The organism is Pseudomonas sp. LBUM1646, assembly GCF_059716165.1.
The window spans coordinates 2,190,374-2,204,117 of record NZ_CP166810.1; the positions used below are offsets into that span (position 1 = coordinate 2,190,374).

Genomic DNA, 13,744 nt, shown 5'->3' on the forward strand with positions numbered 1-13,744 from the left:
CCGCATTAATCCATTCAACATATTGAGTCTATGTCGACAATCATTGAGCAAGTTCAACAGCTGCCATGGGCAGATGCATTCAGTCATCGCGCTCTGGATAAGGCGCGCAGATACGCCCATGAGCATCGGGTGAAAATCCTCGAACTTGATGATGTGTTGGTTCGTGCGACCTGTGAGGGCTCCCAAGGTAACGTCTACGAACAGCGCATCGAACTGGTCGAAGATGCTAACGGTGATTTCGAGCTGGACTGCACCTGTTCATGCCCAGTAGGGGTCGATTGCAAACACTGCGCAACCGTTATCTACGAACTGCAAGGCCTTCCTGTCACGGCGACTGACAGTACTGCTCCCGTTCACTTGAACCGCGAGTTGGAACGCTGGCTCGACGGTATTCCTTCGGCGGGCAAGACGCTCGATGAGCCGGCGTTGGGGACGAGTACGCGCCTGTTTTACAAACTCAGGGCAACGTCTACTGCCGGAAAATGGACGCTGGAAATTTTCAAGGCCCGCCAGCTCAAGGGCGGCCGCTTGCAAGACATCAAGTCGGTTTACTCGTTGTCGGATACGCTGATCCGACAACCCGGTTACCTGACTGAACTGGATCTGCGGATCGCCAGATTTTTGGTCGCCGTTCACTCCCACCACGCCTATTATTCCGGTTATCCCCTGGAAGGCAGCAGCGGCGCCGAACTCATCGAAATGCTGTTGCGAACCGCGCGTCTTTTCCTTGATTTCGACCGGCCACAACCCCTGACGCCGGGAATAAGGAGAACAGGTCAGTTTTCCTGGTCCGAACAAGCCAACGGCAGTTTTCGTCCGCAATGGAGTAGTGACGACGCCCCAGTGGAAACAATCCTGGCCTTGGAGCCCTTGTACTATCTGGATCGCGAGCGGCTGCAAGTCGGACCGCTGTTCAGCGAGCTCGATGAGAAACTGGCGTGTCACTTGTCGCTGGCCCCTGATATTCCGGCGCGCCAGGCAATGCAATTCAGTCATCGGATGAGTGCCGCAACCCGAGTAGCACCGCCACCACAGGCCCTGACGGAGCGCGTAATTGAGGGCATCTTGCCCCAGGCTAACCTGGCACTCGCCAGCGGCAAGCGGTACATCCGCTGGCAGCAAGAGCCAGAGCATCGGGCTGCCTTGGTGTTTACCTACAACGGCCATCCAACGTCGGACAGGAACCCTGAGGTGTTGGTCCTTTCCGGGACCGAAACCCAGCGTATCCAGCGCAACCCCGTCGCTGAAAAAACCTTGCGCCAAGCCCTGCAAAAATACGGTTTTAAGAAGGCCACACGCAAAAGCAACCTGGATCGTCCGGGCGAAATGCTCACCCTGCCGGATGACGCGGCCTGGCTTGCCTTTGTGCAGGATGGGATCCCGGCGTTGCGGGAGAAAAACTGGCTGATCGATATCAACGATAACTTTCACTTCAACTTGCAGCCTGTAGAGCAGTGGTATGCAGAGGTCGAGGAAGAGTCGGGGCACCAGTGGTTTGATCTGCAGTTGGGGATTGTCGTCAACGGCGAGCGCCACAGCCTGCTGCCGATCTTGCTGCATTTGCTGCGCAGTCAGCCGCAACTGCTGGATCCCGCAAGCCTGGCCCAGCGCGACGATGACGAACAGCTGTTGATTGAACTTGGCGATGGGCGTTTCGGTGCCAAGCCCCGTACTAAAGTCGCGCTGCCCTATGGTCGGATCAAACCGCTGATGGCTACCCTTGGCGAGTTGTATCTGGGGGAGCATCAAGGCGAGTCATTACGTTTGAGTTTGCCGGATGCCGCGCGCTTGAGTGCGCTGGAAGCCGTGCCACTAGTGTGGCAGGGCGGTGAACGGCTGCGCAGTTTTGCAAAGCGTTTACGGGATTCAAACCATGCTCACGTCCCAGCACCCGAAGGCCTGAACGCGACGCTACGACCGTATCAGCTCGAAGGCCTGAACTGGATGCAAACCCTCCGCGAGCTGGAGGTCGGCGGTATCCTCGGCGACGACATGGGGCTGGGGAAAACCTTACAAGCCCTGGCTCATCTGCTGACGGAAAAGCAGGCCGGGCGGCTTGATCGTCCGGCACTGGCCGTGATGCCCACCAGCCTGATTCCCAACTGGCTCGACGAGTCACTGCGCTTTACCCCGCAGTTGAAAGTATTGGCACTGCATGGCGCGACGCGGCAGAAAGACTTTGCCAACCTTGCCGACTATGACTTGGTGTTGACCACCTATGCGCTGCTGCCGCGGGATCTGGAGGTGTTGAAGCCTCAGGTCTGGAGTGTGCTGATTCTCGATGAGGCGCAGAACATCAAGAACCCGGTCAGCAAAGCCGCCCAGGCAGCCCGTGACCTGCAGGCCCGTCAGCGACTGTGTCTGAGCGGAACGCCGCTGGAAAACCACCTTGGCGAATTGTGGTCCCAGTTTCACTTTTTGCTGCCCGGCTGGCTGGGCGACAGCAAAACCTTCAATCGCGACTACCGCACGCCGATCGAGAAGCACGGCAACGGTGAGCGGATGCAGCATCTGACCGCCCGTATCAAACCCTTTCTGCTGCGTCGCAAGAAAGATCAGGTCGCCACCGAATTGCCGCCGAAAACCGAAATCGTGCATTGGGTTGATCTCAGCGACGGGCAACGGGATGTGTATGAAACCGTGCGCGTGGCCATGGACAAGAAGGTTCGGGACGAAATTGTCCGCAGTGGCGTGGGTCGCAGTCAAATCATCATCCTTGATGCGTTGCTCAAGTTGCGTCAGGTCTGCTGCGATCTGCGCTTGATTAAAATGACGCTCACGGCAAAGGCCCTGCGATCAGGCAGTGGGAAGCTGGTCAGTCTGATGGAGATGCTGGAGGAGTTGCTCAGCGAAGGCCGCAAGATTTTGCTGTTTTCGCAGTTCACTTCGATGCTCGCCCTGATTGAGGAAGAGTTGCAGCAGCGTGGTGTTGGCTACTCGCTGCTAACCGGTGAAACGACGGATCGGCGCACGCCGGTGAAGGATTTCCAGAGCGGTAAAGTGCCGCTGTTTCTAATCAGTTTGAAGGCCGGTGGCACAGGTCTGAACCTGACCGCTGCAGATACGGTGATACATTTCGATCCATGGTGGAACCCGGCAGTAGAAAATCAGGCGACCGACCGCGCCTACCGGATTGGGCAAAACAAACCGGTGTTCGTCTACAAGCTGATTGCCCGGGGTACGGTGGAAGAAAAAATACAGGCGTTGCAGCAGGAGAAGGCTGTGTTGGCTGGGGCGGTGCTTGAAGGTGGGGCGATGGGTGGGTTGAAGCTTGAGCAAAGTGATATTGAGGCGTTGTTTGCACCATTGCCCGATCTCAAGTCCTGATAGAGGGGCTTTTCAGTGATGGGCCCTTCGCGGGCAAGCGCTCCTACAGGATTGATGTAAACGCTGTAGGCGCAAGGCTTGCCCGCGATGACGATTGATTAGACCGCCAATCTCAACGCTTCTCCAACTTATCCGGCAACGGCGCAAACAGCGCTTCAATATCATCATTCTGCAACTTCCAGTCCCCGGCCGAGCGGCCATCGAGTACGCCCGCCGCCAGGTCGGATTTTTCCTTTTGCAGATGCTGAATCTTCTCTTCGACCGTGCCACGGGCAATCATCTTGTAGACGAACACCGGTTTCTCCTGGCCGATGCGATAAGCCCGGTCAGTCGCCTGGTTTTCCGTCGCCGGGTTCCACCACGGGTCGTAGTGAATCACCGTGTCGGCTTCCGTCAGGTTCAAGCCCACACCACCTGCCTTCAGGCTGATCAGAAAGATCTGACGCTTGCCGCTCTGGAAGTCCTTCACCGGTGCGCGTCGATCGCGGGTTTGTCCGGTCAAGATCGCGTATTCAACGCCGCGTTTCTTCAGTTCGTCCTCGATCAGCGCCAGCATCGACGTGAACTGCGAGAACAGCAAAATCCGCCGACCTTCTTCGAATAACTCTTCCAGCATCTCCATCAAGCTGTCGAGCTTGCCGGACGTGCTGCCGCGAGTGGGCAGGACGGCATCGTTGACCAGGCGTAAATCGCAGCACACCTGCCGCAACTTGAGCAGCGCTTCCAGAATGATGATCTGACTGCGCGCCACGCCTTTACGGGTGATCTCGTCGCGGACTTTCTTGTCCATGGCCAGGCGCATGGTTTCGTACACATCGCGCTGGGCTTCGTTAAGCTCGACCCAATGGATGATCTCGGTTTTCGGCGGCAACTCCGTCGCGACCTGTTCCTTGGTCCGACGCAGCAGAAACGGTTTGATCCGACCGTTGAGGTGCTGAAGTCTGACTTCGCTGCCGCGCTTTTCAATAGGCACGCGGTAATCGCGATTGAAACTTTTGACATCGCCGAGCCAGCCCGGAAGCAGGAAGTGGAACAGCGACCACAGCTCGCCCAAGTGATTCTCCAGCGGCGTGCCACTCAGGCACAGACGCTGGCGTGCATTGAGCTCACGGGCAGCCTGGGCGGCCTTGCTGTTGGGGTTCTTGATGTACTGCGCCTCATCCAGAACCAATACGTGCAGCGGCACCGCCGCCAGGGTTTCAACGTCCTTGGGCAGCAGTGCATAGGTGGTCAGGATCAGGTCGTAATCGGTCAGGTTCTCGAAGTGTTTTTTGCGGCTGGCACCGTACAGCGCCAGCACGTTGAGCTGTGGCGTGAAGTGCGCCGCTTCGTCGAGCCAGTTGGGGATCAGGCTGGTGGGCATTACCACCATGCACGGTCGATCGAGACGCCCGGCGATTTTCTCGCTGAGAATATGCGCCAAGGTCTGTAGGGTTTTGCCCAGGCCCATGTCATCCGCGAGAATCCCGCCGACTTCCAATTGTCGCAACGACTGCATCCAGCTCAGGCCTTCGAGCTGATACGGCCGCAAAGTAGCGTTCAAGCCCTCCGGCGCCACTGTCGTGAAGTCTTTGATGTCACGCAGGCGCTGGGCAAAGGTGCGAATCTGCTCGCCGCCTTCCCACAGCAGGGGCATGCCTTCCAGCGGATTCAGCCGGATGGCGTCGGCCTTGCTCAGACGCAGTGCGGTTTCGCCGGGGCCTTGCAGGTAGAACTCGCCAAGCGTTGCCAGCACCGGTTTCAAGCGACCGAAGGGCAGGGCGACCTGCAGCGGGCCGTATTCGGAGTTCGGGCGATTGGGGATGTTCACCAGGATCAACTCGTCGTCACGACGTCGAGCCAGTCGTTCCGGGTTGAGGATTTCGGTGTGCGAGCGCATCAGGTTCAGCAGGATCGGCAGCAGGCTCAGACGTTCGCCGTTGACGATGATCCCCAGCTCCAGGTCAAACCAGTCGCGCTCAGGCGCCTGTTCGACGGTGGCATACCAGTCATCCACGGCGGTCAGGTCGAAACCGAAATCCTCATCGATCTGCAGCTCCCAGCCCTGGGCGCGCAGCTTCGGCAGTTCGTTGAGGGTGAACGTCAGCCAGGCGCTGTCGTTGACCATCTCGAACAGTTCGCCGGCACTTTCCGGCAAGGCCTTGCTTTGGCGGGTGGCGATTTTGAAGCCGAGGATTCGTAGCTGTTCCCTGTAGGCCTGTTCGACTTCCGGGTGACGTTTTATCCGTAAAGTCTGTGTTTCCTGACGAATCAGGACGTCGGCATTCTTCTGCCCGGAGACGTATTCATCCAGATAGCTGAAGGACAGCGCCGCGCGATGCTGGATGTAACGCTGCATCTTGCCGTTGCGCGGTTCGAAAGCGCTGAACTCGATGCTCGCCAGCCACAGGCGCGGCACCGGTTGTACGTTATCCACCGGAATTTGTGGCAGTGCTTTCGGGCTGCGGTTTTCCAGCACGGCCTGGAGTTTTTCCAGCAGCTCGGCGTCTTGCGCCGCGGCGGGATAGGCCAGGGTTTCCTGGACTTTGAGCAGCACCGCTGCGCAATGTTTGCAGTTGCTGTGGACCGGGCAAGAGCAGTTGGCGTCGATTAACAGCAACGTGCCTTTGGCCGACTCGCGCAGGCGAATGGTCTGACGGTAAACGTTACCGCCCGAACCTTCACAAGCCGCGATGATGGTAGCGTCGCCGGCCTCGACGATCCTGACGCGGTTCTCCAAAGCGTAGCGACGGCCACGCTCCAGGCTCTGTTCCTTGAATCGGCTGACCCAGGAAGGTGCCAGGGGTTTGCTCAGGGTCGGGGGCATGGACTTAATCAGTCCGGAATTTGTTCGGGGGCTGGCCGAGGCGCAGGAGCGGTCAGCGAAGTGATCTTGATCAACAGGCCGAGGTGGCCATTGTCGAGGAAGTTCAGCTGGCCGTTCTTGGTGTGGCTTTCCTGCTTCAGGCGTTCGCTGGCGGTGACCATGCCGTTGGCGTCGATCTGGTTGACCCAGAAGTCGGCGTCGACGTCGGTGAAACGACCCAGTTTCAGGTTCAGTGTGCCCTCGATCGGGAACTGGCCGAACTGCTCCGTACCATCGCTGATCGCGACTTTGCTTTCGGATTCACCCAGAGTCTGTTGCCAGGCCTTGTGCAATAACACCGTGTAATCGGCGCTGGCCGTGAGTTTTTCTATCTCGCCATTCAGGCTCGGCGTGCGCTGGCTGTCGGGGCTGAGGCGCTGTGCGCCGGCCGCCCAGTCTTCCGGTGCGGCACGGCTGACGATGGCCGGCACGGCGTTTTGCCGGACCAGAATCATTTCGACCTGATACAGGTCATCGGCAAACGCCGTAGGAGTGACCAGAGCAATCAACAAGGTCAGTGAGCGAAACAGGCGCATGCGGCGTCCTTCAAGCAGTTTTCGGGAGGAGGCGCTCAAACAGCGCCTCTACAGTATTAAAGCGCTCTTCCGGGCGCTCCATCGGCACCATGAATTTGAACATCGTGGCGCCTTCGAATTTGTAGCGTTTGGGTTGGCCCTGAATCAGTTTGATCAGCGTCAACGGGTCGACCGGAGTCTGCGCCGCGAACTCGATTCGACCGCCTTGCGGGCCGCCGTCGACTTTCTTGATGCCCAGTTGTTCGGCCTGCAATTTCAACAAGGTGATTCGCACCAGGTTCTTGGTCGGCTCCGGCAGCAGGCCGAAACGGTCGATCATCTCCACTTGCAGGTCTTTGAGACCTTCCTCGTCGGTCGCCGAGGCGATGCGTTTGTAGAGAATCAGGCGGGCGTGAACATCCGGCAAGTAGTCTTCGGGAATCAACGCCGGTACCCGCAAGTTGACCTCCGGACCGCCACCCAGTGGCTGGTCGAGGTTCGGTTGTTCGCCCTTGCGGATCGATTTCACCGCGCGCTCGAGCATTTCCATGTACAGCGTGAAACCCACCGCCTGAATCTGCCCGCTCTGGCCGTCGCCCAGCAGTTCGCCGGCGCCACGGATTTCCAGGTCGTTGGTGGCGAGCACGAAGCCCGCGCCGAGGTCCTGGGTGTTGGCGATCGCTTCCAGACGCTTTTCGGCGTCGCCGGTGATTTGCTGGCGCGGCGGCGTCAGCAGGTACGCGTAAGCCTGGTGGTGACTGCGACCGACCCGGCCGCGCAACTGGTGCAACTGCGCCAGGCCGAACTTGTCGGCACGCTCGATGATGATGGTGTTGGCGCTCGGCACGTCGATGCCGGTCTCGATGATGGTCGAGGCGATCAGCACGTTGAAGCGCTTGTGGTAGAAGTCGCTCATCACCTGTTCGAGATCGCGTTCGCGCATCTGCCCGTGGCCGATACCGATCCGCGCTTCCGGCACCAGTTCGGCGAGGTCGGCGGCGCATTTCTCGATGGTTTTCACATCGTTGTGCAGGTAGTAGACCTGACCGCCGCGCAGCAACTCACGCAGCAGGGCTTCCTTGATTGTGCTTTTGTTCTGCTCCATCACGAAGGTCCGCACCGAGAGGCGACGGGCCGGCGGAGTGGCGATAATCGACAGATCGCGCATACCCGACACCGCCATGTTCAACGTGCGCGGAATCGGCGTGGCGGTCAGCGTGAGGATGTCGACTTCACTGCGCAGGGCCTTGAGCTGTTCTTTCTGACGCACACCGAAACGGTGCTCTTCGTCGATGATCACCAGCCCCAGGTTTTTGATTTTTACATCGTCGGATAGCAGTTTGTGCGTGCCGATAACGATGTCGATCTTGCCTTCGGCCAAGTCAGCGATGGCAGCATTCACTTCCTTGGTCGACTTGAAGCGGCTCATCACTTCCACGCTCACCGGCCAGTCGGCGAAGCGGTCGCGGAAGCTGTTGTAGTGTTGCTGGGCGAGCAGGGTGGTCGGCACCAGGATCGCCACCTGACGACCGCCGTGCACCGCGATGAACGCGGCTCGCATCGCCACTTCGGTCTTGCCGAAACCGACGTCGCCGCACACCAGTCGATCCATCGGTTTGGGCGCGAGCATGTCGGCGCGTACTGCGTCGATGGTGGTCTGCTGGTCCGGCGTTTCTTCGAACGGGAACCCGGCGCTGAAGGTCGCGTAATCGGCTTTCGGATCGGCAAAAGCGTAGCCCTCGCGGGCGGCGCGACGGGCATAGATGTCGAGCAACTCGGCGGCCACATCGCGCACCTGTTCGGCGGCTTTGCGCTTGGCTTTCTGCCAGGTCTCGGAGCCGAGACGGTGCAGCGGGGCCAGGGCATCGTCGCTGCCGGTGTAGCGGGCGATCAGGTGCAGGTTGGCCACTGGCACGTAGAGCTTGGCGCCTTCGGCGTATTGCAGGGTCAGGAACTCGGCGGCCTGGTCGTCGATTTCCAGGGTTGCCAGGCCGAGGTAGCGGCCAACGCCGTGATCGATATGCACCACCGGCGCGCCTTCGCGCAGCTCGGTGAGGTTCTTGATCACCGCATCGTTGTTGCCGTCGGCGCGCTTTTCCCTGCGCCGACGTTGCATTACCCGCTGACCGAACAATGGGCTTTCCGCGATCAACGCCAGCGCTGGATCGTCCAGCACCAGGCCCTCATCCAGCGGCGCAATGGTGATCGCCAGGCGATCCTTGCTCGCGACAAAGTCCGGCCAGCTGTCGACGGTTTTCGGTCGCAGCTTCAGGCGTTCGAGCAATTCCAGCAGCACTTCACGACGGCCCGCGGACTCGGCGGTAAACAGCACGCGGCCTGGGAATTCGTCGAGGAAGCCTGCGAGCGCCGCCAATGGTTGAGTGGCCTTGGCTTCGATGGCCAGGTTCGGCAACGCTTGCACCGGGAAGCGTTCGCGGCCGACGCCGGTTTCCACGTCTTGTTGACTGGCAACTACGCGCGGCCAGTTTTTCAGGCGCGCGAAGCAGTCTTCCACCGGCAGGAACAGCTCGGCCGGTGGTAATAAAGGACGAGCAGGATCGACGCGGCGTTCTTCATAGCGATTGCGCACGTCGTTCCAGAAGTTCTCCGCCGCCTGTTCGATGCCCGGCAGGGAAAACACCTGGGTGTCCTGGGGCAGGTAATCGAACAGCGTCGAGGTTTCATCGAAGAACAGTGGCAGGTAGTACTCGATACCGGCCGGGGTAATCCCGCTGCTCAGATCCTGAAAGATCGGGCAGCGACGGAAGTCCACATCGAAACGCTCGCGGAAGCGCGCCTTGAAGCGGGTGACCGCGTCTTTTTGCAGCGGGAATTCTCGCGCCGGCAGCAGGCGAACGGTGTCGACCTTATCGATGGAGCGCTGGTTGTCCGGATCGAACGTACGCAGGGTCTCGATTTCGTCGTCGAACAGGTCGATCCGGAACGGCAGTTTGCTGCCCATCGGGAACAGGTCGATCAGCGAGCCGCGCACGGTGAATTCGCCGTGCTCGTACACCGTATCGACGTAGCGATAGCCACTGGCCTCAAGCCGAGTGCGCATTTGCTCGACGTCGAGTTTCTGGCCGACATCCAGCACCAGGCTACTGCCGAGCAGGAACTTGGTCGGCGCGAGGCGATGCAGGGCCGTGGTGATCGGCACCACCAGCACGCCATGGGTCAGCTCCGGCAGCCTATATAAGCTGGCAATGCGCTGGGAGATGATGTCCTGGTGCGGCGAGAACAGATCGTAGGGCAGGGTTTCCCAGTCGGGAAAATGCAGCACGGGCAAATCCGGGGCGAAGAAACTCAGCTCCTGTTCCAGTCGTTCAGCACTTTGGCTGTCGGCAGTCAGCAGCAGGGTAAAGCGCTTGGCAGCGCTGGCGGCCTCGGCGATGGCCAGGCTCAGGGCGGCACCGGGCAGGTTGCCCCAGTGCTGTTTACCTGCCGCGGCAGGGAGTAGCGGTAGACGCAGAACGGGCACGGAAGGTTGAGCTCCAAGCGTTGCGACAAAGTCGGTAATTGTAGCGGCCTCAGGTGCCGGCTGTCAGTTGCAGATATGTCTATTACGCGGGTTGGGCGAAATGTAGTGGTAAAGACAAAATCGGCCGGTTTTTTAGCGAAAAATGACGATTATGTAGTGGCAAAACGAACAGGTGTTACGGATGGTTACGGACAAGGCAGCGCTGTCCCCAAAAAATTGACGATGCTGGAGGCCCCGGTTTTATTGGGCTTCAGGGCAGCGTAAATTTTTTGAACGGAAATTTGTTACGGCTCGCACGACAAGCGCGCATTGCTACGGGAGGCACTCGGCGGCATAATGTAGCCCCTTTTTTCTGCCCCTACATAGTGGAAGGTTCCCGTGACTCAGAAGCCCGACCAGTGTCTTGGTGAATGGATCGACCGTGAAGCACTCGCAGAAGCGATGATTCCGCTTATCGGTCAGCTCTACCGCAATAACAACGTGGTGAGCTCGATCTATGGCCGCAGCCTGATCAATCGTTCAGTCATTGCGATTCTCAAAGCCCACCGCTTTGCTCGCCATCGCCAGTCCGACGACAGCGAACTGTCCGTCCACGAAACATTCCCGCTGCTCAAAGCCATGAGCGAGCTCAAGCTCGGCGCCGCTTCGGTCGACCTGGGCAAGCTGGCGGTCAAATTCAAGGCCGAAGGCAATGGCCGCACGGCCGAGCAGTTCGTCCGTGAAGAACTGGCCGATGTGGTTGGCCAGCAAAACGTTGCCGCGCGCAAAGGCACCGACGTTGTCCTGTACGGCTTCGGTCGTATCGGCCGTCTGCTGGCGCGTATCCTGATCGAGAAAACCGGTGGTGGCGACGGCCTACGTCTGCGCGCCATCGTGGTCCGCAAGGGCGCCGAGAACGATCTGGTCAAGCGTGCCAGTCTGCTGCGTCGTGACTCGGTTCATGGTCCGTTCGATGGCACCATCACTATTGACGAAGCCAACAACACCATCACCGCCAACGGCAACCTGATCCAGGTTATCTACGCGAAAAACCCGACTGAAGTGGATTACACCCAGTACGGCATCAAAGACGCGCTGCTGGTGGACAACACCGGTGTGTGGCGTGACGCCGAGGGTCTGGGTCAGCATTTGGCTTGCCCTGGTATCGACCGCGTTGTGCTGACCGCGCCTGGCAAAGGCAAGCTGAAGAACATCGTTCACGGCATCAACCACGGCGAAATCACCGCTGACGACAAGATCGTTTCCGCCGCTTCCTGCACCACCAACGCCATCGTGCCGGTGCTGAAGGCAGTCAACGACAAGTTCGGCATCATCAACGGTCACGTTGAAACGGTGCACTCGTACACCAACGACCAGAACCTGATCGACAACTTCCACAAGGGCGATCGCCGTGGCCGTAGCGCCGCGTTGAACATGGTCATCACCGAGACCGGTGCTGCCACCGCTGCTGCCAAGGCTTTGCCTGAGCTGGCCGGCAAGCTGACCGGTAACGCGATCCGCGTTCCGACGCCTAACGTGTCGATGGCCATTCTCAACCTGAACCTTGAGAAAGCCGCCACTCGTGAAGAGATGAACGATTACCTGCGTTACATGGCGTTGCACTCCGATCTGCATAAGCAAATCGACTACGTCAACTCGCAGGAAGTGGTGTCCACCGACTTCGTTGGCTCGCGCCACGCTGGCGTGGTGGACGCTGAAGCGACGATCACCCAAGACAACCGCGTTGTTCTGTACGTTTGGTACGACAACGAATTCGGTTACAGCTGCCAAGTGGTTCGCGTGATGGAAGACATGGCCGGTGTAAACCCGCCAGCATTCCCACGCTAAGCGTTAGCCTCACATGAAAACGCCCCGACTTTGGTCGGGGCGTTTTTGTTTGTGCGGTGATCGTTCCCACGCTCGGAGTGGGAATGCCTCAATGGACGCTCTGCGTCCGCTGTCCCGGGCTGCATTCCCTCGCGGAGCGTGGGAACGATCATGTCGTCTAGCGGGCGCCGCCTACTACAGCCGCTTGCGCAGTCCGCAACTCATGCTTGTTACCCCGGAACAACACCAGGGTCGCAATCAACCCCATCACCGCTGCACCACTGAGCCAGATTCCCGGCGCGGCCTTATTGTCCAGCACGTGGATCAGGTAAGTACACGCCGCCGGTGTGAAGCCGCCGAAGGTCGCGGTCGCGAGGCTGTAGGCCAGGGAGAAGCCGGTCGTACGAACTTCTACCGGCATGATCTCGGTCAGGGCCACAACCATGGCGCCGTTGTACGAGCCATACAGGAACGACAGCCACAACTCGACGATCAGCAGATGACTGAAACTCGGGTTCGCCACCAGCCACGACAGGGCAGGGTAAGCCGTCAGGATCGCCAGAATGGTCGCCGCCAACAGTAGGGGTTTACGCCCGATCTTGTCGGAAAAAGCCCCCATCACCGGCAGCCAGAAGAAGTTCGACAGGCCGATGCACACGGTGACCAGCAACGCATCCAGATCTGACAGGTGCAACTCGGCTTTGCCGAAAGTCGGGGTGTAGGCGGTGATCAGGTAGAACGACACAGTGGTCATCACCACCAGCGCCATGCCGGCGATGACGATGCCAAAGTTCTGACCGACCGAACGAATGATTTCCTGCAGGGTAGGGCGGTGTTTACGCGCCTGGAATTCAGGGGTTTCTTCCAGGGAGCGACGAATCACGAAGATCACCGGCACGATCATGCAGCCGATCAGGAATGGCACGCGCCAGCCCCAGTCACCCATTTGTTCCGGGCTGAGCCAGTGGTTCAAACCCACCCCCAGCAAACCGGCGAATACCACGGCGGCTTGTTGACTGGCGGACTGCCAGCTGACGAAGAAGCCTTTGCGGCCCGGAGTGGAAATCTCGGCCAGGTACACCGACACGCCGCCCAGTTCCACGCCCGCCGAGAAGCCTTGCAACAGACGACCGAACAACACGATCAGCGGCGCGGCCACACCCAGCGTGGCGTAACCCGGTACGCAGGCAATCAGCACCGTACCGGCGGCCATCAGGGCGAGGGTGATGATCAGCCCTTTGCGCCGGCCATGACGGTCGATGTAGGCGCCGAGGAAAATCGCCCCCAGCGGACGCATCAGGAACCCGGCGCCGAATGTTGCCAGGGACAGCATCAGGGAGGCGAAGGCGCTGTCGGCAGGGAAGAAGGTCTTGGCAATGGCTGTGGCGTAAAAGCCGTAGACCATAAAGTCGAACATCTCAAGAAAATTACCGCTGACAACGCGAAAGATCGCTTTGCCTTTGCCCGTATTCGAGGACATTTTAACGCTCTCACTTTGGCTGTCTTATTGGAAATCCTTGGTCTTGACGCTTCCATGCTGTCGGCTTAAGGCATGCAGGCACGCGCCGAACAGTTTTGTAACGATATGTGTATGAAGATAGATAGGCAACCACTAGTTAGCCTGCTGCTTAAACGTTATAGCCATTACGCGGCATGAATATAGAGGTGGAGTGAATTAGCCTCTTGGTAGGAGCGAGGCTTGCCCGCGAAGGCGATCGATCTGACACACCGCCTTCGCGCAAGCCTCGCTCCTACAGGAGGGGCATAATG

6 protein-coding genes are annotated in these 13,744 nt (G+C 59.2%); 2 read left to right on the forward strand and 4 right to left on the reverse strand.

Annotated elements, in window-relative coordinates; genetic code table 11:
- Positions 1-30: 30 nt before the first annotated feature.
- Positions 31-3,327, forward strand: a complete 3,297-nt coding sequence (locus ACA071_RS09805; RefSeq protein WP_497644129.1) for a DEAD/DEAH box helicase — start codon at positions 31-33, stop codon at positions 3,325-3,327.
- 112 nt (positions 3,328-3,439) lie between these two features.
- On the opposite strand, the gene ACA071_RS09810 is transcribed toward ACA071_RS09805, so the two are convergent.
- The 3 genes from ACA071_RS09810 to mfd are packed head-to-tail and all read right to left on the reverse strand — an operon-like array spanning position 3,440 to position 10,168.
- Positions 3,440-6,133 (reverse strand): DEAD/DEAH box helicase, encoded by a 2,694-nt coding sequence (locus ACA071_RS09810; protein WP_497644130.1) that lies wholly within the window; start codon positions 6,131-6,133, stop codon positions 3,440-3,442.
- A gap of 8 nt (positions 6,134-6,141) precedes the next feature.
- Positions 6,142-6,708, reverse strand: coding sequence for a CsiV family protein (locus ACA071_RS09815; protein WP_497644131.1), 567 nt, complete (start codon positions 6,706-6,708; stop codon positions 6,142-6,144).
- Between the two features lie 10 nt (positions 6,709-6,718).
- Positions 6,719-10,168: a transcription-repair coupling factor gene (mfd, locus tag ACA071_RS09820; RefSeq protein WP_497644132.1), complete on the reverse strand. Its 3,450-nt coding sequence runs from the start codon at positions 10,166-10,168 to the stop codon at positions 6,719-6,721.
- A gap of 378 nt (positions 10,169-10,546) precedes the next feature.
- On the opposite strand from mfd, the gene ACA071_RS09825 reads away from it, so the two are divergent.
- On the forward strand, positions 10,547-11,995 hold the full coding sequence (locus tag ACA071_RS09825) for a glyceraldehyde-3-phosphate dehydrogenase (RefSeq protein WP_497450914.1): 1,449 nt from the start codon (positions 10,547-10,549) through the stop codon (positions 11,993-11,995).
- Between the two features lie 157 nt (positions 11,996-12,152).
- Here ACA071_RS09825 and ACA071_RS09830 read toward each other — a convergent pair whose 3' ends face one another.
- The gene (locus ACA071_RS09830) at positions 12,153-13,454 is read right to left on the reverse strand and encodes an MFS transporter (protein ID WP_497644133.1); all 1,302 of its coding nucleotides are present in this window, start codon (positions 13,452-13,454) and stop codon (positions 12,153-12,155) included.
- Between the last annotated feature and the right edge of the window lie 290 nt (positions 13,455-13,744).